Origin of the sequence: Comamonas sp. BIGb0124 (genome assembly GCF_003752175.1) — a bacterium.
Lineage (GTDB): Bacteria > Pseudomonadota > Gammaproteobacteria > Burkholderiales > Burkholderiaceae_C > Comamonas_F.
On sequence record NZ_RJVF01000011.1, the window covers coordinates 1 to 20,008 of the forward strand.

General features: G+C 65.8%; 18 protein-coding genes. 4 read left to right on the plus strand and 14 right to left on the minus strand.

Annotation, left to right across the window (positions count from 1 at the left end):
* The 7 genes from EC845_RS12660 to EC845_RS12690 form a co-directional block, all read right to left on the minus strand.
* Positions 1-335 (minus strand): GTP-binding protein (locus EC845_RS12660; RefSeq protein ID WP_233598051.1); only part of this gene is annotated, 335 nt, incomplete at its 3' end.
* Positions 336-467: 132 nt separating this feature from the next.
* Positions 468-2,570 carry an elongation factor G gene (fusA, locus tag EC845_RS12665; RefSeq protein WP_123298488.1) on the minus strand — a complete coding sequence of 701 codons (2,103 nt, stop codon included), beginning with the start codon at positions 2,568-2,570 and terminating at the stop codon, positions 468-470.
* 168 nt (positions 2,571-2,738) lie between these two features.
* A complete protein-coding gene (rpsG, locus tag EC845_RS12670) occupies positions 2,739-3,212 on the minus strand; it encodes a 30S ribosomal protein S7 (RefSeq protein WP_123298489.1) in 474 nt (157 codons plus the stop codon).
* A 189-nt stretch (positions 3,213-3,401) separates the two neighbouring features.
* Complete coding sequence (gene rpsL, locus EC845_RS12675) at positions 3,402-3,779, minus strand: 30S ribosomal protein S12 (protein WP_057674148.1); 378 nt, start codon at positions 3,777-3,779, stop codon at positions 3,402-3,404.
* 138 nt (positions 3,780-3,917) lie between these two features.
* On the minus strand, positions 3,918-5,066 hold the full coding sequence (locus EC845_RS12680) for a D-alanyl-D-alanine carboxypeptidase family protein (RefSeq protein ID WP_123298490.1): 1,149 nt from the start codon (positions 5,064-5,066) through the stop codon (positions 3,918-3,920).
* Positions 5,067-5,087: 21 nt separating this feature from the next.
* Positions 5,088-5,729: an alpha/beta hydrolase gene (locus EC845_RS12685; RefSeq protein WP_123298491.1), complete on the minus strand. Its 642-nt coding sequence runs from the start codon at positions 5,727-5,729 to the stop codon at positions 5,088-5,090.
* Between the two features lie 170 nt (positions 5,730-5,899).
* Positions 5,900-7,042, minus strand: a complete 1,143-nt coding sequence (locus EC845_RS12690) for a VanZ family protein (protein WP_123298492.1) — start codon at positions 7,040-7,042, stop codon at positions 5,900-5,902.
* 424 nt (positions 7,043-7,466) lie between these two features.
* On the opposite strand from EC845_RS12690, the gene hemB reads away from it, so the two are divergent.
* Complete coding sequence (gene hemB / locus EC845_RS12695; protein WP_123298814.1) at positions 7,467-8,489, plus strand: porphobilinogen synthase; 1,023 nt, start codon at positions 7,467-7,469, stop codon at positions 8,487-8,489.
* A 39-nt stretch (positions 8,490-8,528) separates the two neighbouring features.
* The gene (locus EC845_RS12700) at positions 8,529-9,809 is read left to right on the plus strand and encodes a magnesium transporter CorA family protein (protein WP_123298815.1); all 1,281 of its coding nucleotides are present in this window, start codon (positions 8,529-8,531) and stop codon (positions 9,807-9,809) included.
* Positions 9,810-9,813: 4 nt separating this feature from the next.
* Here the strand turns inward: EC845_RS12700 and EC845_RS12705 are convergent, their stop codons facing one another.
* Together EC845_RS12705 and EC845_RS12710 are read right to left on the minus strand one after the other, a co-directional pair.
* A complete protein-coding gene (locus EC845_RS12705) occupies positions 9,814-10,518 on the minus strand; it encodes a dienelactone hydrolase family protein (protein ID WP_123298493.1) in 705 nt (234 codons plus the stop codon).
* Positions 10,519-10,696: 178 nt separating this feature from the next.
* Positions 10,697-11,755, minus strand: a complete 1,059-nt coding sequence (locus tag EC845_RS12710) for a LysR family transcriptional regulator (protein ID WP_123298494.1) — start codon at positions 11,753-11,755, stop codon at positions 10,697-10,699.
* Between the two features lie 163 nt (positions 11,756-11,918).
* On the opposite strand from EC845_RS12710, the gene EC845_RS12715 reads away from it, so the two are divergent.
* The gene (locus EC845_RS12715; protein WP_123298495.1) at positions 11,919-13,430 is read left to right on the plus strand and encodes a CoA-acylating methylmalonate-semialdehyde dehydrogenase; all 1,512 of its coding nucleotides are present in this window, start codon (positions 11,919-11,921) and stop codon (positions 13,428-13,430) included.
* A gap of 128 nt (positions 13,431-13,558) precedes the next feature.
* The gene (locus tag EC845_RS12720; RefSeq protein WP_123298496.1) at positions 13,559-15,319 is read left to right on the plus strand and encodes a GMC family oxidoreductase; all 1,761 of its coding nucleotides are present in this window, start codon (positions 13,559-13,561) and stop codon (positions 15,317-15,319) included.
* A 21-nt stretch (positions 15,320-15,340) separates the two neighbouring features.
* On the opposite strand, the gene EC845_RS12725 is transcribed toward EC845_RS12720, so the two are convergent.
* From EC845_RS12725 to EC845_RS12745, 5 genes are all read right to left on the minus strand, one after another.
* On the minus strand, positions 15,341-16,624 hold the full coding sequence (locus EC845_RS12725) for a TRAP transporter large permease (protein ID WP_123298497.1): 1,284 nt from the start codon (positions 16,622-16,624) through the stop codon (positions 15,341-15,343).
* Positions 16,621-17,271 carry a TRAP transporter small permease gene (locus EC845_RS12730; protein WP_123298816.1) on the minus strand — a complete coding sequence of 217 codons (651 nt, stop codon included), beginning with the start codon at positions 17,269-17,271 and terminating at the stop codon, positions 16,621-16,623. Before EC845_RS12730 ends, EC845_RS12725 begins: the two co-directional genes overlap by 4 nt.
* A 23-nt stretch (positions 17,272-17,294) precedes the next feature.
* Positions 17,295-18,338 (minus strand): TRAP transporter substrate-binding protein, encoded by a 1,044-nt coding sequence (locus EC845_RS12735; RefSeq protein WP_233598075.1) that lies wholly within the window; start codon positions 18,336-18,338, stop codon positions 17,295-17,297.
* Positions 18,339-18,410: 72 nt separating this feature from the next.
* Positions 18,411-18,917 carry a RidA family protein gene (locus EC845_RS12740; RefSeq protein ID WP_123298499.1) on the minus strand — a complete coding sequence of 169 codons (507 nt, stop codon included), beginning with the start codon at positions 18,915-18,917 and terminating at the stop codon, positions 18,411-18,413.
* Positions 18,914-19,984: a DUF4392 domain-containing protein gene (locus tag EC845_RS12745; RefSeq protein ID WP_123298500.1), complete on the minus strand. Its 1,071-nt coding sequence runs from the start codon at positions 19,982-19,984 to the stop codon at positions 18,914-18,916. Before EC845_RS12745 ends, EC845_RS12740 begins: the two co-directional genes overlap by 4 nt.
* Positions 19,985-20,008: the final 24 nt, after the last annotated feature.

A 20,008-nucleotide genomic window follows, 5' to 3' on the forward strand; every position in this document is an offset into this window, starting at 1 on the left:
GGGCCGTCAGCGGCCGAGCACACCAGAATGGCGCCGTCCATCTGGGCGGCACCGGTGATCATGTTCTTGACGTAGTCGGCGTGGCCGGGGCAGTCAACGTGTGCGTAGTGGCGGTTGGCCGTCTCGTATTCCACGTGGGCCGTGTTGATCGTGATGCCGCGGGCCTTTTCTTCGGGCGCTGCGTCGATCTGATCGTAAGCCTTGGCTTCTCCGCCGAACTTCTTCGACAGCACGGTCGCGATCGCTGCCGTCAGCGTGGTCTTGCCGTGGTCAACGTGACCAATCGTGCCCACGTTCACGTGCGGCTTGGTACGTTCGAATTTTCCTTTTGCCATTTCAATCTCCAAAGAGCAAATACCCGTGTGATGGTTTAAGGTCTGCATCCGGTTGCTTGATCGCCCCGCACGGGAACAGGGCGGCACCGGATCGCAGACCCGCTGTCCGGACACTTGTCCGGACAGTGTTTCTTACTTGGCGCGAGCGGCCATGATGGCTTCGGACACGTTGCGAGGTGCTTCGCTGTAGTGCTTGAATTCCATCGTGTAGGTCGCACGGCCTTGCGTGGCGGAGCGCAGCGAGGTCGAGTAGCCGAACATTTCCGACAGGGGCACTTCGGCCTTGATGGCCTTGCCGCCGCCGACCATGTCGTCCATGCCTTGCACCATGCCGCGGCGCGAGGACAGATCGCCCATCACGGTACCGGCGTAGTCTTCGGGCGTTTCCACTTCCACGGCCATCATGGGCTCCAGGATCACGGGGTTGGCCTTGCGGCAACCTTCCTTGAAACCGAAGATGGCGGCCATCTTGAACGCCAGTTCGTTCGAGTCCACATCGTGGTACGAACCGAAGTGCAGCGTGACCTTGACGTCGACCACGGGGTAACCGGCCAGCACGCCTTGGGTCACGGCTTCGTTGAAGCCCTTCTCCACGGCGGGGATGAATTCGCGAGGAACCACACCGCCCTTGATGGCGTCGACGAATTCGTTGCCCTTGCCGGCTTCGTTCGGCTCGATCTTGAGCACGACGTGGCCGTACTGGCCCTTACCGCCGGACTGGCGCACGAACTTGCCTTCGGCTTCTTCCACCGTCTTGCGGATGGTTTCACGGTAGGCCACTTGGGGCTTGCCCACGTTGGCTTCCACGCCGAATTCACGCTTCATGCGGTCGACAATGATTTCCAGGTGGAGCTCGCCCATCCCGGCAATCAGGGTCTGACCGGACTCTTCGTCGGTCTTCACGCGGAACGAAGGATCTTCTGCGGCCAGGCGTTGCAGGGCGATGCCCATCTTTTCCTGGTCGGTCTTCGTCTTGGGTTCGACAGCCTGCGTGATCACGGGCTCAGGGAACACCATGCGCTCCAGAATGATCTGGGAGTCGATGTCGCTCAGCGTTTCGCCGGTCGTCACGTCCTTCAGGCCCACGCAGGCAGCGATGTCGCCTGCACGGATTTCTTCGACTTCGATACGTTCGTTGGCGTGCATCTGCACGATACGGCCGATACGTTCCTTCTTGCCCTTGATCGGGTTGTACACGGTGTCGCCCTTGGAGAGCACGCCCGAGTACACACGCACGAAGGTCAGTTGACCGACGAACGGGTCGGTCATCAGCTTGAAGGCCAGTGCCGAGAACTTCTCGGTGTCATCCGCCTTGCGGGTGACGGGCTGTTCGTCTTCGTCGGTGCCCTTCACGTCTTCGATGTCCGTAGGCGCCGGCAGGTAGTCGATCACGGCGTCCAGCATGCGCTGCACACCCTTGTTCTTGAACGCGGTGCCGCACAGCATCGGCTGGATTTCGGTTGCGATCGTGCGCGTGCGCAGGCCGAGCTTGATCTCTTCCTCGGTGAGGTCGCCCTCTTCCAGGTACTTGTTCATCAGCTCTTCGGACGCTTCAGCTGCCGCTTCGACCATCTTCTCGCGCCATTCCTTGGCGGATGCAGCCAGGTTAGCGGGGATGTCTTCGAAGGTGAACTTCATGCCTTGCGACGCTTCGTCCCAGATGATGGCCTTCATCTTGAGCAGATCGACCACGCCGGTGAAGTTGTCTTCGGCGCCGATGGGGATCACCACGGGCACGGGGTTGGCCTTCAGGCGCAGACGCATCTGGTCATAGACCTTGAAGAAGTTCGCGCCGGTACGGTCCATCTTGTTGACGAACGCGAGACGGGGCACCTTGTACTTGTTGGCTTGGCGCCAGACGGTTTCCGACTGGGGCTGCACGCCACCCACGGCACAGTACACCATGCAGGCACCGTCCAGCACGCGCATGGAACGCTCCACCTCGATGGTGAAGTCCACGTGGCCGGGGGTGTCGATGATGTTGAAGCGGTGCTCGGGGTAGGACATGTCCATGCCCTTCCAGAAGCAGGTCGTCGCAGCGGACGTGATCGTGATGCCACGCTCTTGCTCTTGCTCCATCCAATCCATGGTGGCGGCGCCGTCATGCACTTCACCGATCTTGTGGTTCACACCGGTGTAAAACAGAATACGCTCGGTCGTGGTGGTCTTGCCAGCATCGATGTGAGCCGAGATACCGATATTGCGGTAGCGCTCGATGGGGGTCTTGCGAGCCATGTTTGATCCTTAATTGATCGTTGTTTGGGAGTCCGTCCATTGGCCGAAAGGCCAGACTGGCGGACTCGAGACGGGCAGGGCCTGATCTGACAAAGCCGCAGGCCGCGCAATGTGCACGATCCGCGGCCTGGCTTCCAGGAGACAAGGCGCCGAAACGCCTTGTCCGGCTTAGAAGCGGAAGTGGCTGAATGCCTTGTTGGCTTCTGCCATGCGGTGAACTTCGTCACGCTTCTTCATGGCACCGCCGCGGCCTTCGGTGGCCTCGAGCAGTTCGTTGGCCAGGCGTTGGGCCATGGACTTTTCGCCACGCTTGCGGGCGGCTTCCTTGATCCAGCGCATGGACAGGGCCAGACGACGGACGGGACGCACTTCCACCGGAACTTGGTAGTTGGCGCCGCCGACCCGGCGGGACTTGACTTCAACCAGGGGCTTGACGTTGTTGATGGCAACGACGAAAGCTTCCAGGGGATCCTTGCCAGGATTCTTCTTCTCGATCAGGTCGAGCGCACCGTAGATGATGCGCTCGGCGACGGCCTTCTTGCCGCCTTCCATGATCACATTCATGAACTTCGAGAGTTCAACATTGCCGAACTTGGGATCCGGCAGAATTTCACGTTTAGGGACTTCGCGACGACGTGGCATTTCTCACCTCAAAATTTGCTTCAGTTGGCATCCTCATCGGACACCGCGAGAGTCATCAGGACCCCCACTTACTCGACCCACACGACTTGTGTTTTGGGTCACTTCGCTTGCAATCGCAGCCAGCGATTCAAGCACCGATTTTTGAACCTGGCATGACGCCCGGCTCGGAAACGAACCTCGAAAGACCGATCAGGCCTTCTTGGGACGCTTGGCACCGTACTTGGAGCGCGATTGCTTGCGATCCTTGACGCCTTGCAAATCGAGCGAACCGCGCACGATGTGGTAACGCACACCGGGCAAATCCTTGACCCGGCCGCCGCGCACCAGAACCACGCTGTGTTCTTGCAGGTTGTGGCCTTCACCGCCGATGTAGGAGATGACTTCGAAGCCGTTGGTCAGGCGCACCTTGGCGACCTTACGCAGAGCGGAGTTAGGCTTCTTAGGTGTCGTGGTGTAGACACGGGTGCAAACACCGCGACGTTGCGGCGAGTTTTGCATCGCAGGGCTCTTGGACTTGATCGTTTCGACCTCGCGCCCCTGACGCACCAATTGATTGATGGTTGGCATTGAAAAACGTCCCTAAACGTTTGAAAAAAACAAAAAACATCTCTCCCGCCCAAAACGGGAAAGCCCAACAGTATAGCCAGAGAGCTGGATTTCGCCAAATGCCCGGCGCCGGTCAGGCGGCCGGGCGTGGCGTGGAGATCACTGGATCCAGAGGCGCAGCGAGTCCCAGGCACGGCCGAACAGGCCCGCTTCCGGCACCGCGTCGAGTGCGTAGAGCGGCACTTCGGCGATCTGCTGGTCGCCCAGCCGGACCTTCAGCGTGCCCAGTTGCTGGTTCTTGGCAATGGGTGCCACCAGGGGATCGGGGCGGGCCACATCGGTCTTGATGCGGCCGGAGCTGCCGCTGGGCACGGACACCACGATGGGCTGGCTGGTGCCCAGGCGGGCCTCGTTGACGGCGCCCTTCCAGATGCGCGGCGAGACCACGGCCTGGTTGGCATCGAACAGCTTGACGGCGTCGAAGGCAACATAACCCCAGTTCAGCAGCTTCTGGCTTTCGTTGGCGCGCGACACCTCGCTGGATGCACCCAGCACGATGGACAGCAGACGGCGCTTGCCGACATTGGGCACATCACGCTGGGCGGTCGCGACCAGGCAGTAGCCGGCGGCATTGGTGTGGCCGGTCTTCAGGCCGTCGACCGTGGGGTCGCGGAACAGCAGCATGTTGCGGTTGGTGTCGTTGGCCGCCGGGGTGCCGGGGTAACGGTATTTCTTGATCGAGTAATAGTGGGTGTACTCGGGAAAATCGTGCAGCAGGCGGGTGGCCAGGATGCCCAGGTCGCGCGCCGTGGTGGTATGGCCGGGCTCGGTCAGGCCTTCCGGGTTCTTGTAGCCGGTGTGGGTCATGCCCAGGGCCTTGGCCTGCTGGTTCATCAGCTCGACGAAACGTTCGTAGGTCCCGCCCACGGCCTCGGCCAGTGCCACGGTGGCGTCGTTGCCGGACTGCACGATCATGCCTTTGACGAGGTCCTCGACCGGCACTTGCATGGAGGGGTCGATGAACATGCGCGAGCCCGGCGTCTTCCAGGCCCGCTCGCTCACGGGCAGGGTCTGGGTCAGGCTGAGCTTCTTGGCGCGCAGGGCATCGAACACCAGATAGGCGGTCATGAGCTTGGTGATGGATGCCGGCTCGACGGGGCTGTCGATGTCCTTGGCGGCCAGGATCTGGTTGCTCGTGACGTCGAGCAGCAGGTACGAGCGCGCGGCGACCTCGGGTGGCTGCGGGACCTGCGCGAGCGCAGCCAGCGAAAAGGTGAGCGAAAAGACTAAGGCAAGCAGGCGTTTCATCAGCAATGGCTTCTTGAGGATCTAGGAGAGGCTGGGGACGGAGGCTCCCAGGTGTCGCAGCACCAGGGACTTGAGCAGGGGCAATTGCCCATGGAAAAAATGTTCGACGCCGGGCACCACGGTCACGGGCAGCGACTGCGGACGGGCCCAGTCGAGCACGTCGGCGAGCGGCACGGTGTCGTCCTGCTCGCCGTGCACGACCAGGGTCCGGGCGTGCAGATCGGCCGGGATGGAAGCGACCTGGAAACGCGAAGCGGCGGTGCCGATCAGCAGCAGCGACTGCAGGTCGCGCGAGGCGTGCAGCCTGGCGATGGCATGGCTGGTCACGTAGGAGCCGAAGGAAAAGCCCCCCAGCACCAGCGGACCCTGCGGCGCGACCTGCTCGACGACGGCCAGCAGGTCTTCGGTTTCGGCCCGGCCTTCGTCATACACGCCGGCGCTGGCTCCGACACCCCGGAAATTGAAGCGCACGGCGCGCCAGCCGGCCTGCACGCAGGCGCGCGCCAGGGTCTGGACGACCTTGTTGGTCATCGCGCCGCCGAACAGCGGGTGCGGATGGGCCAGAACGGCCACGCCCTGCACTTCGCCCTGGGGTTCGTCGATCAGGGCTTCGATGGCGCCGGCGCCGCCTTGCAGCGTCAGGCTCTGTGTTTGAGCGTTCATGGATGAGGAGGACGGACAGTCTGGATGCGGCGCCAGGCACCTCGCACGAGGCTGCCGGCAGGTGACCTGCCGGTGCAGCGCAAGTCTGAGGCCTGACGCTATCGAAAGTTCCGGCACAGGAGAAGTACCGGATGGCACCGATTCTAGGCCGACCGACCCGGTCCGGGCGGCTAGCCCGGCCGGCGCCCCAGGCGATGCAGGGCATATCCCAGGACAGCGAACGGCCAGAGCCAGCCCATCCACTGGGCCAATCCGTTGAAATGGATGAACTGCCCCCGCTCCCAGACCTGCAGGGTTTCGGCCAGGTAGGGGCTGGTGGGCGCCTGGTTGACGATGGCCACATGCAAGCCGATGGCCAGCACCAGAAGCAGCAGGCAGACCCGCCGAGGCAGGAATGCGGCGGCCACGGCACCGATCAACCCCATGGCCAGGCCGACCTGGGTCGAGTCGCTGAGCCAGACCCAGGCATGGCCGGGGCCGTAGCTCATGGCCGAGGACAGGCCCAGCACGGCCAGGGCCATGATGAACACCAGCGGCATCAGGGCCAGGCGCTGACGCCAGGGCCGAACGATGGCGTAACCGAGCAGGATGGGCAGCAGCAGCCCCAGACCGACGCCGATGGCCTGCGTGAGGCGGGTGAGCGGCTCGAGATCCATGCGGGCCAGGGAGATCCAGTCGGCGTAGGCCGTGCCCTCGACCCAGTCGGCGAGCGTGAGGCTCAGGCGTTCGGCGACCTGGCCGACGCCCAGAGGCACGGCGGCCGGGAAGAGCAGCGCCGCAGGCCACAGGACCATGAGCACCAGCACGCCACGGGCATCGGCGTCGAACCAGCGGCGGCGCAGGCCGTTCCAGCGCTCGATCAGCCCTGCGCGGCGCAGGCCGTCGGCCAGAGCGCCGCCCAGCAGCGTGCCCAGCGTGTTGAGCCCCCAATCGACATTGGACGACACGCGCTGCGGCAGGAAATTCTGCAGGGTCTCCATGGACAGCGACAGCAGGCAGGCGCCGGCAACGACCCAGGCCAGCGCATGCCGGGTGTAGCGCGAGGCCGCAGGCCGGTGGCGCTGCAGGGCCATCACGGCCAGGAATCCCAGCGGGAGATAACCGATCACATTGAAGATCAGATCGGAGGCGATCCAGTACCTGGGCCAGGGCTGCAGCACGAAGTCGAAGATCGGCACGCCCAGATCGACCCAGCCCTCGAACGGGTAGAGGCTGGCATAGACCACCAGCACGGTGTAGGCCAGCGTCAGGGGCGCGGAGGCGCTGCGCCAGGCCGCTGACAGATCGGAGGAGGAAGTGGCAGGCGCGCTCATGCGCTTCCAGTTTATCGATCGCAACCGTTCACCCAAAAAAAACCCGACTCAAAGGAGTCGGGCTTGAAAGCCTATTTGTTGTCACACAAGAAAGGCTCCCGCTCAGGGAGGAAAAGCGGGGAGTGGCGAACCACCCACGCGGGATTCTGATCGGGTCGCCCGGACTTTTCAAGATAAACAAAATCATTAAGTTGACTTATTTGACAATTAATGCCCCAACGGGGTGAAGGGCGAGCCCGGTGCACGGATGGATCGGGCCATACGTCTCCAATTTACAACAAACGATTCATCGCTCCACGCGGTGCACGGACGGGAAACAGGACCTGCCTTTTTTCGAGGATGGCCTGCATGGCCATGCCCGGACAGGAACGCCTGCATGACCGACCGTGACCGTCGGGACGACAAGTCGGGCACAATTTTCCGCATGACACATCCCGCCCTGCCCCAAGCCGCCTTTCCCACCTACCGGCCGCGCCGGCTGCGCCGTTACGCCTACGCCCGCGACCTGGTTCGCGAAAATGCGCTGACCCCCCACGATTTCATCTTTCCGGTGTTTGTGCTGGATGGCCAGGGACGCACCGAAGCGGTGGCTTCGATGCCGGGCGTCGACCGCCTGAGCGTCGATCGGCTGTTGCCGGTGGCCGAAGACTGCGTGAAGCTCGGCATCCCGGTGCTGGCGCTGTTCCCGTATATCGACGCATCGCTCAAGGACCCCGAGGGCCGCGAGGCCTTCAACCCGGACGGCGTGATCCCGCAGGCGGTGCGGGCGCTCAAGAAGGAATTCCCCGATCTGGGCGTGCTGACCGATGTCGCACTCGATCCGTACACCAGCCACGGGCAGGACGGCGTGATCGACAGCGAGGGCCAGCTGCTCAACGACGAGACCATCGCCCTGCTGCTGCGGCAGGTGCTCACCCATGCCGAGGCAGGCGTGGACATCGTCGCGCCCTCGGACATGATGGACGGCCGCGTCGGCGCGATCCGCGGTGCGCTCGACGCGCAGGGACACATCCACACCCAGATCATGGCCTACAGCGCCAAGTACGCCAGCGCGTTCTACGGTCCGTTCCGCGATGCGGTGGGGTCGGCGGCCAACCTGGGCAAGAGCAACAAGAAGACCTACCAGATGGATCCGGCCAACAGCGACGAAGCGTTGCGCGAGGTGGCCCAGGACATCGCGGAAGGCGCCGACTACGTGATGGTCAAGCCCGGCATGCCGTATCTGGACGTGGTGCGGCGGGTCAAGGACACGTTCCAGATGCCGACCTTCGCCTACCAGGTCAGCGGCGAGTACGCCATGCTCAAGGCGGCCGCGCAGAACGGCTGGCTGGACCACGACGCCGTCATGATGGAGAGCCTGCTGGCCTTCAAGCGAGCCGGAGCCGACGGCGTGCTGACGTATTTTGCGCGGGATGCCGCGCGCCTCTTGCGCCAGCAGGGCGGCTGAGCGGGCGCCATGGCCTGCCCGCCTCCCGCATCCGCCGCCATGCGCGTCTTCACCCTGCACCCCGGCCACGGCACGGCGCCCGTGCGCGAGTCGGACACCCTGCCCACGGCGTTGCCGTCCGACGGCTTCCTGTGGATATCCTGCACCCGCACGGAGTTCGAAGCACAGCTGGCCGCGGTGCAGGGCACCTTGCAGAACCTGGCCGGCCAGGCCCTGTTCGACCTGCACGTGAGCGATCTGCTCAACCGGCAGTTGCCCTCCCATTACGACTACACCTCGGAGTACGACATCGTGGTGTTCCGCCGGCTGGCGAGCGCCGCCGGTCCGGGCAGCACGTCGCGCACGGTCCAGGCCCCGTCTGCGGCCGTTCCTTCGCCGACTTCGGCTCCGGCGCCCGTGCGTCTGTTCGGGACCGGCAAGGCGGGCGCCTCCTCGCCCCTGCTGGCTCAGGTCGACACCAGCGCCGTGGGTTTTGCCGTCTACGACCGGGTGGTCCTGACCGTCCATCCGTCGGACTGCCTGGTCCGAGACGCCTACGCGGCGCGGCTGCTGCAGGCCGCATCCGGATTGCAGGTGCAGGGCGGACACGGCGTGGCGGGCGGCAACGGACATGCCCATGGCCCTGCCGGCGGGAACGGGAATGGTTCGGGCAGCGCCAACGGGGGCCCGGACCACCGTGTGCACCAGCGGCTGCTGCCGGCCAGCCCGGCGGACCTCATGCTGCGCATGATCAGCAGCATCATCGACGGCTTCCTCGAACTGCGCCGCGATCTTTCGCAGCAGATCGACAACTGGCAACTGGCGCTGCTCAACCCAGGCAGCAACTTCTCGGACTGGCGCTCGTTGCTGGCCTCGCGCATGTCGCTGCATCAGCTCGACGAGATCTGCGAGGACCAGCGCGCCGCGCTGCAGGACTGGCTCGATGCGCTGGAGGCCTGGCCGGATACCGGAACGGCCGAACAGAAGCGCGAGCGCGAGCTGCTCAAGGTGCGGTCACGCGACGTGCTCGAGCACATCGAGCGGGTGGTCCATCACGTCCGGCGCATGGAGCAGAACGCCGAGACGGCGGTGCAGATCCATTTCTCGCTGCAGAGCAACCGGGCCAACGACATCATGCGCACGCTGACGGTGCTGACGGCGATCTTCCTGCCGCTCAATCTGATCGCGGGCATCTTCGGCATGAACTTCGACTTCCTGCCGCTGGTGCACCGCACCAACGGCTTCTGGCTGGCGATGGGCACGATGCTGGCCGCAGCGCTGGGACTGACGGCCTGGTTCTGGCGCCGGCGTTATCTGAATCGGCAAGACGCCGACAATTGATCGCTCAGGCAGCCGGGGCGGCCACATGGTTGGCCAGGAAGGCCAGGGTGCGTTCGCGGGCCAGCTCGGCCGACGAGGCGGCGTAGGCCCCGCGCTGGTCGCAGTTGAAGCCGTGGTCGGCCGGGTAGAGGTAGACCTTCACGCCATCCTGGCTGTGGCGTTCGCGGAACGCTTCGACTTCGGCCACCGGAATGTGGCTGTCGCGTTCGCCGAAATGGGCGACGACCGGCACCTTGGGATCGCGCGCGGCTTCGTCCGGTGCGGTCATGCCGCCGCCGTAATAAGGCACGGCGGCACTGAGCCCCGACAGCTCGGCGGCCGCGCGCCAGGCCAGCAGGCCGCCGTAGCAGTAGCCGACGATGCCGACCTTGCCGCCGGATTTTTCGGCCGCGTAGTCGATGGCGGCCTGGATGTCGGCCAGCACCAGGGCGGGGTTCTTTTCCAGGGCGGCCTTGAGCGCCACGCCTTTTTTCATGTCGTCGGGGGTGTACGACAGATCGACGCCGCGCTCGGTGCGCTCGAAGATGGCCGGAGCCACCGACAGGTAACCGGCTCGCGCGTAGCGTTCGGCGATGTCGCGGATGTGGCTGTTGACGCCGAAGATCTCCTGGATCACGACCATGGCGCCGCGCGGCTGGCCTTCGGGTTCGGCCACGTAGGCGGGAAGGACAAAACCGTCGTTCGAGGTGAGCGGGATGAATTGAGCCATGGCGTGGTGTTCCTTGATCGCGTTGGGTGGCGCTTCGACCGCAAGAACGGCAGGGTCGAGGCCGGAAGAAAAGGCCTGCGCATCGTGCAGGCCGGTCGCCGGTGTTTTACCCGATGATGGCGGCGCCCGCTCGCCGAATCGGCTTCTGTCCGACACTGCCCCAGGGGTATGCGCCGATTCAGAACCCGCCGCTGAAACGCTCGCGCAGATGATCGACCAGGCATTGCACCGCGCGCGGCACCTGCGGGGCCCAGGGGCGCACCGCATAGAGCCGGCCGCCGAAAAACCCCTGGGCCTGCCAGTCGGGCAAGACCGGGACCAGTGCCGGCGGCTCGGCCCGGTCGCCGTGCGCGCCGGACGCGCTGAAGTCGGGCAGCAGAGCGATGCCCAGCCCGGCAAGCGCCGCATCGCGCAGGGCTTCGCTGTTGTTGGCCTTGAAGGGACCGCCGACCGCCACCGTGACCTGCTCGGGCGGTGCACGGCGGCGCCCCGTCTGCCGCGCCAGCGTCCAGCTCTGCCCGGCGGCACCGCGCAGGTACATCAGGCAGTCGTGGGCGGCGAGGTCTTGCGGCGTCTGCGGCACGCCCCGGCGCGCCAGGTAGGCGGGGCTGGCGACCAGCACCGAACGGCTCTCGCACAAGGTCCAGGCGACATGGGACTCGGGCGGTGCGTGGATGTGGCGGATGGCGAGGTCGTAGCCTTCCTGGACCAGGTTGACGAGCTTGTCGTTGAGATCGAGCTCGATGCGGATCTCGGGATAACGGCCGAGGAACTCGCTCAGCACCGGCACCACGTGCTGGCGTCCGAGGGCGACCGGGGCCGTCAGGCGCACCAGCCCGCGCGGCGTGCTGGCCAGATCGCGCACGGCGGCAAAACTCAGCTCGATGCGGGTGAACGCCGGTCCCGTCTCGTCGGCCAGTTGCTGGCCGGCCGCAGTCAAGGCGACGGAGCGGGTCGACCGCTGCACCAGCGGAATGCCGGCCGCCCGCTCGAGCTCGTTGATGCGCAGACTCACGGTGGCCTTCGAGACACCGAGCCGGCGCGCGGCCTGGGTGTAGCTGCGGGTCTGGCCGATGACGGTCAGCACATGCAGGTCGGCAAACAGCGGTTGCGGCGGAGCCTGCGGCACGGTGGCCGCACCGGAACGCACCGCCCGGGCCGAGGCCGGTGAGGCCGTGGGTTCGGCTGCGGGGGCCGATGCCGAGCCGACGCGGCTGCGCCGTGAAGACGATTCCATAGGTGTTGACCCGATTGATTGTTCGATTCATCAAACAATGTAATCGGCTTTTCTGCCTTCTCAAAATCCCGGGCGGCGCCTAGACTGCAAGCATGGCCGGTGCGGCGTTCGCTGCGATCCGGCCACTGCCCTTCCTCCCGCCCACCGAATCGGAACGCCTTTCATGACCCCCTCCATCGCCCATTGGATTTCCGGCGCACCGGCCGACGCCACCAGCGGCCAGCAGTTGCCCGTCTACAACCCGGCTACCGGTGCCGTGACAGGCCAGGTCCAATTGGCCAGCCATGCCGACGTGGATGCGGCCGTGGCCTCGGCCAAGGCCGCCTTTCCGGCCTGGAGCAACCTGCCGCCGCTGCGCCGCTCGCGCATTCTGTTCAAGTTCCTGGAGCTGCTCAACACGCACCGCGACGAGCTCGCCCGCCTGATCACCGCCGAGCACGGCAAGGTCTTCACCGACGCCCAGGGCGAAGTGACACGCGGCATCGAGATCGTCGAGTTCGCCTGCGGCGCGCCGCAGTTGCTGAAGTCCGATTTCACCGACCAGGTCAGCACCAACATCGACAACTGGACGCTGCGCCAGGCGCTGGGCGTGGTCGCCGGCATCACGCCTTTCAATTTTCCGGTAATGGTGCCGATGTGGATGTTCCCCATGGCCCTGGCCACGGGCAACACCTTTGTGCTCAAGCCCAGCCCCATCGATCCGAGCGCCAGCCTGTTCATGGCCCGCCTGCTCAAGCAGGCCGGTCTGCCGGACGGCGTCTTCAACGTGGTTCAGGGCGACAAGGATGCGGTCAACGCGCTGCTCGAGCACCCCGACGTGCAGGCCGTCTCGTTCGTCGGCTCCACGCCCATCGCCAACCACATCTACGAAACGGGCGCACGTCACGGCAAGCGCGTGCAGGCTCTGGGCGGCGCCAAGAACCATCTGGTGGTGATGCCCGACGCGGACATGGACCAGGTGGTCGATGCCCTGATCGGTGCGGCCTACGGTTCGGCCGGCGAGCGCTGCATGGCCATCAGCGTGGCGGTTTTCGTGGGCGACGAGACGGCGGACAAGGTGCTGCCCAAACTCATCGAACGCACCCGGGCGCTGAAGGTGCTCGACGGCAACAACCTGGACGCCGAGATGGGCCCGATCGTGACGCAGGCCGCGCACGACCGCATCACCGGCTACATCGCGCAAGGCGTGAAGGAAGGCGCACAACTGCTGATCGACGGCCGCGGATTCAAGGGCGAGATGGCCGGCGAAGGCTGCGCGGAAGGCTTCTGGCTGGGCGGCACGCTGTTCGACCACGTGACCACCGACATGCGCATCTACAAGGAAGAGATCTTCGGCCCGGTGCTGGCCTGCGTGCGCGTGAAGGATTTCGCCGAAGCGGTGCAGATCATCAACGACCACGAGTTCGGCAACGGCGTGAGCTGCTACACCCGGGACGGCCACGTGGCACGCGAGTTCGGCCGCCGCATCCAGGTCGGCATGGTGGGCATCAACGTGCCCATCCCCGTGCCGATGGCCTGGCATGGCTTCGGCGGCTGGAAGAAGAGCCTGTTCGGCGACATGCACGCCTACGGCGAAGAAGGCGTGCGTTTCTACACCCGCCAGAAGAGCATCATGCAGCGCTGGCCGCAGGCCACGGCCAAGGGTGCCGAGTTCGCCATGCCGACCAGCCAGTAAGCCCGGCGTCAGCTGGCGATCTGGTGTCAGAATGAAAGCAGCCTCCGGGCTGCTTTTTTCATGGCGGCCGGCAGGTTCCGCACGGCCCACCCGGGGCCGCGGACAAGAACACCAGGAGACAACCCGACATGCGTGCGACACCAGAAGCATCGGGCGACGAGCGCAACCGTTTCGACTACATCGTGGTCGGAGCCGGTTCGGCCGGCGCATTGATGGCCAACCGGCTCAGTGCCGATCCGACCAAACGGGTGCTGCTGATCGAGGCCGGCCGCAAGGACGACTACCACTGGATCCACATCCCGGTGGGCTATCTCTACTGCATCGGCAATGCCCGAACGGACTGGCAGTTCAGCACCGAACCCGAGCCCGGTCTGAACGGCCGCTCGCTGCGGTATCCGCGCGGCAAGGTGCTGGGCGGCAGTTCGAGCATCAACGGCATGATCTACATGCGTGGCCAGGCGCGCGACTACGACCAGTGGGCCGCACTGACCGGCGACGACGCGTGGCGCTGGGAGCAGGTGCTGCCCGCCTTCATGGCCCACGAGGACCACTACCGCCTCGACCCGGCGAAGCACCCCGCTCCACGCAGCGCAGACCAGCAGGAATGGGCCCGCTTCCACGGCAGCGCGACCACGCACCAGGGCCCCAACGGACGGCGCGGCCAGCGCACCACGGGCGGCGAATGGCGGGTGGAGAAACAACGCCTGCGCTGGGATGTGCTGGATGCCTTTGCGCAGGCCGCTCAGCAGGCCGGCATCCCGGCCACCGAGGATTTCAACCGGGGCGACAACGACGGCGTGGCGTATTTCGAGGTCAACCAGCGCAAGGGATGGCGCTGGAACACCGCCAAGGCCTTCCTGCGCCCGGCCTGCTACGGCCGCCCGAATTTCGAGCTGTGGACCGGGGCGCAGGTCTCGCGCCTGCTGCTGCAGCACGAAGCCGACGGCCAGCAGCGCTGCACCGGCGTCGAGGTCTGGAACGGAGAGCGGATGATCACGGCCCAGGCGGATGCCGAAGTGGTGCTGTGCGCCGGCAGCATCGGCTCGCCGCAGATCCTGCAGCTCTCGGGCATCGGGCCGGGCGAACTGCTGCAGTCCCAGGGCATTGCGGTGCAGGCCGATCTGCCCGGAGTGGGCGCCAACCTGCAGGACCACCTCCAGATCCGCTCGGTCTACCAGGTCAGCGGCGTCAAGACGCTCAACACCCTGGCCAGCAGTTGGTGGGGCAAGGGGCTGATCGGGCTCGAGTACGCGCTGCGGCGCACCGGACCGATGAGCATGGCCCCGTCGCAGTTGGGCGCGTTCACGCGTTCGTCGCCCGACCGGCCGCACGCCAACCTCGAGTTCCATGTGCAGCCGCTGAGCCTGGACGCGTTCGGCGACCCGCTGCACACCGTGCCGGCGTTCACTGCCAGCGTGTGCAATCTCAACCCGACCAGCCGCGGCACCGTGCACATCAAGAGCCCGCGTTTCGAGGATGCGCCGGCCATCGCCCCGCGTTACCTCAGCACCGAGGAGGATCGCCAGGTGGCGGCAGAGAGCCTGCGCGTGACGCGCCGCATCGTCGGCCAGCCCGCCCTCGCCGCCTATCGGCCGCGCGAATGGAAACCCGGAGAGGCCTACCAGAGCGACGAGGACCTGGCCCGGCTGGCGGGCGACATCGCCACGACCATCTTCCATCCGGTCGGCACCTGCCGCATGGGCCGCGCCGGCGAGGCCGGGGCGGTGGTGGATTCACGGCTGCGGGTCCTCGACGGACGCGGAGGCCGCATCCACGGCCTGCGCGTGGCCGACGCCAGCGTCATGCCCACCATCACCAGCGGCAACACCAACAGCCCCACGCTGATGATTGCCGAGAAGGCTGCGGGCTGGATCATCCGCGGCGATTGAAGCCCACGCGGCGGCCCGTCGTCAACCGAAGGCGTTGGGCAGCCACAGGGCCAGCGAGGGGAAGGCGACCAGCAGCGCGACCATCACGAACATGGCGGCCACGAACGGCAGCGAGCCGATGATGACGGCGTTCATGGAGCCGCTCTTGCGCACGCTGTGCACAACGAACAGGTTGAGTCCCACGGGCGGCGTGATCAGTGCGGCCTCGACCAGGACGATGATCAGGATGCCCAGCCAGACCGGGTCGTAGCCCAGGGCGATCATGATCGGCGCGATGATCGGGATGGTGGTGATCATCATCGACAGCGTTTCCATGAAGCACCCGAGGATGAGATAGAACACCACCACGATGAGCAGCATCCAGCCGCCGGGCAGGTCGAGGTTGCGGATGGCGTCGGTCAGGGACTGGGTCAGGCCGGTGGCCGACATCACGAAGTTCAGGAAACTCGCGCCCAGGATGATCAGCATGATCATCGCGGTGGCCTTCATGGTGTTCTCGAGCACCTCGCGCAGCATGGCGGCATTGAGCCGGCCGGCCGAGGCTGCCAGCACCAGGGCCCCCACCACCCCCAGCGCCGCGGCTTCGGTCGGCGTGGCCAGACCGGCGTAGATGGAGCCCACCACCAGCAGGAAGATGCCCATGGGCGGCAACAGGTGGACCAGGCTGGCCCAGCGCTGCGACCAGCTGCCCTTGAGCGACCGGCCGCCCCAGGCCGGCCGGATCAGGCAGGCCACCAGAATGGTGACCATGAACAGCCCGGCCATGACCAGCCCCGGAATGATGCCCGCGAGATAGAGCTTGGGAACCGAGGAGTTGGTCAGCACGCCGTAGATGACGAGGTTGATCGAGGGCGGGATCAGGATGCCCAGCGTGCCGCCGGCGGCAATGCTGCCCAGGAACAGCGATTCGTTGTAGCCGTGCCGTCGGATCTGCGGGATGGCGACCGTGCCCACCGTGGCGGCTGTCGCCACGCTCGAACCCGAGGTGGCGGAGAACAGGGTCGAGGCGCCGATGTTCGCGTGCATGAGTCCGCCCGGCAGCCACGACAGCCACAGGCTCATGGCGCTGTACATGCGTTCGGCAAAACCGGAGCGCAGCAGCACTTCGCCCAGCATGATGAACAGCGGGATCGCCACCAGCAGGAACTCGTTGTTGGCGCTCCATGCGATCTCGCCCATGGCGTTCGACAGCGGCAGCATGGAATACAGCGGATCGAGCACCAGGCCGAGCAAGCCCAGCGCGGCACCCACGGGAATGCTGATGCCGATGAGCGCCAGCAGGAGGATCATGGCGTTGGCGATCATGCGCGTGCTCCTTGCGATACCAGGGGGTGGGACTGTTCAGAGGCGACCAGGCGTTCGCCGGCCGCGGCTTCTTCTTCGGCTTCCTCGATGCTCGAGCGCACGCCGCACAGGGCCTGGACCGCCGCATAGTCTCCGCTGACCAGCGCGAAGGCCGCACGCAGCAGCATGAGTGTCAGCACCACGCACATCCACAGCAAGCCGAGGAACCACAGCCCTTGCGGAATCCACAGCGGCGTCGCCAGCGTGGAGTTGGCCGTCGACGATTGGGCCCACGACATGGCCACCACGTCGAATCCGTACCACGTGAGACAGACCATGAACACGCCGAGCCCCACGAGCGCCAGCCAGTCGACCGATGCGGCCACGCGCACCGGCAGGTACTGGTAGACCACATCGACCCGCACGTTGGCACGCGACAGGGTGGCGAAGGCCAGTGCCCACGAGGTGCTGATGGCGAAGGCATAACTCGACAGCTCGTCGGCGCCGCCCGATGTGAAGCCGAAGAACTTGCGCGCCAGCACGTCGAAGGTGATGAGCAGCACGCTGGCCAGCGTGAGCGCGCCGCCGGCCCAGACGGCGACATGCGACAGCCGGTTGGCCAGGCCGAGCAGCCGGGCCAGCATCGAGGAAGAGGGTGCAGAAGTCATGGTGGTATCCCGCGTGGCGAATGTCACTTGACGGCCTGCAGGCCCAGAACCTGGCCGACGGTTGCGTTCCAGCTCTTGACGCAATCGTTCGAGCAGCGGGCGGCCCACTTGGGCAGCACCGAATCGCCCAGCACCTTCTTGAGCAGGGCACGGTCGGCATCGCTGGGCATGACGAGCTTCATCTTGCCCTTGACGGGATAGGGGCAGGCTTCGGCACCGGTGTTGCAGTCGTAGCCTTCCTGGGTCTGCGCGATGGCGGCGTCCCAGATGTCGGCGACCAGCTTGTCGTGCTGCACCTGCAGGAAAGCCTGCACCTTGGGATCCAGCTTGTTCCAGGCCGCCAGATTGAAGGCGTGGATCTGCTGGTTCCAGTTGATCGGCAGGGCATACAGATGGGTCGAGACCTCGTACCACTTGGCGTTGTAGCCCGAGATTGCGCCGGTGATCGCGCAATCGACGACCTTGTTCTGCATCGCAGGCACGACCTCGCCGAAAGGCATGGTGACGCCGGCGCCACCCAGAGCCTCGATGAATTCCGTCATGTTGCGGCTGCCCACGCGTACTTTTTTGCCCTTGATGTCCTGCAGGCCCGTGATGGGTGCATTGCAGAACAGAACCTGTGCGGAGTTGGTCGACAGGCCCATGACCTTGACGCGGCCGGTGCCGGCATAGAACTGGGAGATGACGGGCTCGAAGGCCTTGGTGATCGCGCGAGCGGTCGGGGCGTCGGGCGCCAGGCCGGTGAGATCGATGGCTTCGTTGATGGGGTTGTCGCCCGAGAAGTACGACATGGTGGCGGTGCCGTACTCGACCACGCCCTGCGAGACCAGTCGCATGAGTTCAGGTCCCTTGAGTCCCATTTCATTGAATCCCTTGACCTGGGCCGTGACGGCGCCCTGGGATTCCTTGGGAATGGTCTGACTCCAGAAGGGATATTCGAAGTCCTTGTAGGACGTGACATTGCTCAGGCTGCCGACGATCTTGAGTTCGGTCCGGGGCAAATCCTGGGCCTGCGCGGCGTTGGCACACAGGAGGGTCGCCAGCGCGCTGCCGGCCAGAATGCGCATGAGGGTCTTGTTCATCACGAAAGTCCTGATTGAGTTGAGGCGGTCATAAAAGGGGGGAAAAGGCAATGGCGGTCAGTCCTGCGGTTCGATCTCGAAAAGGGCCTCGACCTCGACCGCCATGTCGGAGGGCAACGACGAGGCCCCGGTGGCGATGCGGGCATGCAGCCCCCGTTCGCCAAACACGGCATGCAGCAGATCGGATGCACCGTCGAGCACCTTGGCGTGCTCGGTGAACCCGACCGGTGCATTGACCACGCCGGCCAGCCGCACCACACGCAGCACCCGGTCGAGCCGGCCGCCGCAGGCCGCATGGACCTGCGCCAGCAGGTTGAGCGCGCACAGGCGTGCAGCCAGCCGTGCCTGCTCCAGATCGAGAGCGATGCCCACCTGCCCGGCGTAGCGCAAGCGGCCGTCGAGCCGGGGGCCCTGCCCGGCCACCGCGAGGTAAGGACCGGACAGCACATAGGGCACGTAGCTGCCGCGCGGCACGCTGGGCGCTGGAAGTTCGAGGCCGAGCGCGGCCAGGCGCGCCAGCGCGGCATCGCCGCCTCCGCTGGCCGGTGTCGTCGCGCTGTTCATTTCAGTTGCCTCCAATCGCCGCGGTCGCCTTTCCAGTTCACGGCGTGCCCCATCGCACGCATGACACTGCCTCGCAAGGTTCGCACCATGCCTTCCCACTCGCGCGCATCGATGCCGTCGACCGCCGGTTCGGGCGCCATGAACATGCCGTCCACTCCGCCATGCGCCACGCACAGCGTGGTGCTGCGGGTCTCGAGTTCCGGGTCGTGAAACACCGTCGGGTTGTCGAGCAAGGCGGAGAGCGCGGCCACGATGCCGGTCGCCCCCCAGTTGGAGACATTGCTCACCACCAGCCAGTCGACGGCCGTGGCGGCCCCCACGCCGCCGCGGCCGGGAATGCCGCAATCCACGGCCTTGGGAGAGAAGCGCGGCAGGTCTTCGGCGATCACGCCCATGCCGAGTTCGTTGCCGCCGTCGCCGATGCCGATCGTGGGCAGGCCCAGACCGCGGGCTTCGATGAACAGTTGATCGAGATCGGCCACCATGCCGTCGAGCGGCCGGCCGCCCAGGCCGTGATACAGGCCGCGTGCGTTGCAGCCCGGCCGCTCGATGGCCAGCAGCAACGACGGCTGCGTGTGCTGCAGCAGGGACTGCGTGACGGCGCGGCAGCCGGTGGTGTCCTTGGGCACGGTCTGGATGTAGACCGGCCGCAGGAACTCGATCGGCTCGGCGCGGCCGGATGCCGGCAGGGCACGCGGCGCCAGGCCGGCGCCCCTGCAGGTCGCGTGCATCATGGCTTCCCAGTCTTCGTCGACGACGATGACCGAGATCACGCCCAGCCCCAGAAACAGGGCCCGGGCCAGCAATGCGGCTCCGACCGGGCCATCGGTTTCGGGCACGCCACCGCCTTCGGGGAAACCGGTGGCGATGAGCACGGGCGCGTCCGGCCGCTCGCGCGCGGCGTGCACCAGCCGCTCGGCAGCCCCCATGCAGCAGGGGCCGGGCTGCCGGGATTGCAGCGCGTCGTAGAGCTTGCCGATCAGACCGACCCCGGTGTAGTCCAGGGTCATGAAATCGTCGATGGTGCGTGCCACGCGTGCGTAGCGTGGAGAGTCGGGAGTCAGCATGGTGTTCGCGGGTTATCGGTTGAG

Excerpts from the sequence above, each read along its gene's own strand:
- EC845_RS12725 (WP_123298497.1), bottom strand. The coding sequence starts at position 16,624 with ATGATCGCCAACGCCATGATCCTCCTGCTGGCGCTCATCGGCATCAGC.
- EC845_RS12715 (WP_123298495.1), top strand. The coding sequence starts at position 11,919 with ATGACCCCCTCCATCGCCCATTGGATTTCCGGCGCACCGGCCGACGCC.
- EC845_RS12690 (WP_123298492.1), bottom strand. The coding sequence starts at position 7,042 with ATGAGCGCGCCTGCCACTTCCTCCTCCGATCTGTCAGCGGCCTGGCGC.
- EC845_RS12740 (WP_123298499.1), bottom strand. The coding sequence starts at position 18,917 with ATGAACAGCGCGACGACACCGGCCAGCGGAGGCGGCGATGCCGCGCTG.
- hemB (WP_123298814.1), top strand. The coding sequence starts at position 7,467 with ATGACACATCCCGCCCTGCCCCAAGCCGCCTTTCCCACCTACCGGCCG.
- EC845_RS12710 (WP_123298494.1), bottom strand. The coding sequence starts at position 11,755 with ATGGAATCGTCTTCACGGCGCAGCCGCGTCGGCTCGGCATCGGCCCCC.
- EC845_RS12720 (WP_123298496.1), top strand. The coding sequence starts at position 13,559 with ATGCGTGCGACACCAGAAGCATCGGGCGACGAGCGCAACCGTTTCGAC.
- EC845_RS12685 (WP_123298491.1), bottom strand. The coding sequence starts at position 5,729 with ATGAACGCTCAAACACAGAGCCTGACGCTGCAAGGCGGCGCCGGCGCC.
- rpsL (WP_057674148.1), bottom strand. The coding sequence starts at position 3,779 with ATGCCAACCATCAATCAATTGGTGCGTCAGGGGCGCGAGGTCGAAACG.
- EC845_RS12745 (WP_123298500.1), bottom strand. The coding sequence starts at position 19,984 with ATGCTGACTCCCGACTCTCCACGCTACGCACGCGTGGCACGCACCATC.
- EC845_RS12705 (WP_123298493.1), bottom strand. The coding sequence starts at position 10,518 with ATGGCTCAATTCATCCCGCTCACCTCGAACGACGGTTTTGTCCTTCCC.
- EC845_RS12735 (WP_233598075.1), bottom strand. The coding sequence starts at position 18,338 with ATGCGCATTCTGGCCGGCAGCGCGCTGGCGACCCTCCTGTGTGCCAAC.
- EC845_RS12700 (WP_123298815.1), top strand. The coding sequence starts at position 8,529 with ATGCGCGTCTTCACCCTGCACCCCGGCCACGGCACGGCGCCCGTGCGC.
- rpsG (WP_123298489.1), bottom strand. The coding sequence starts at position 3,212 with ATGCCACGTCGTCGCGAAGTCCCTAAACGTGAAATTCTGCCGGATCCC.
- EC845_RS12680 (WP_123298490.1), bottom strand. The coding sequence starts at position 5,066 with ATGAAACGCCTGCTTGCCTTAGTCTTTTCGCTCACCTTTTCGCTGGCT.
- fusA (WP_123298488.1), bottom strand. The coding sequence starts at position 2,570 with ATGGCTCGCAAGACCCCCATCGAGCGCTACCGCAATATCGGTATCTCG.
- EC845_RS12730 (WP_123298816.1), bottom strand. The coding sequence starts at position 17,271 with ATGACTTCTGCACCCTCTTCCTCGATGCTGGCCCGGCTGCTCGGCCTG.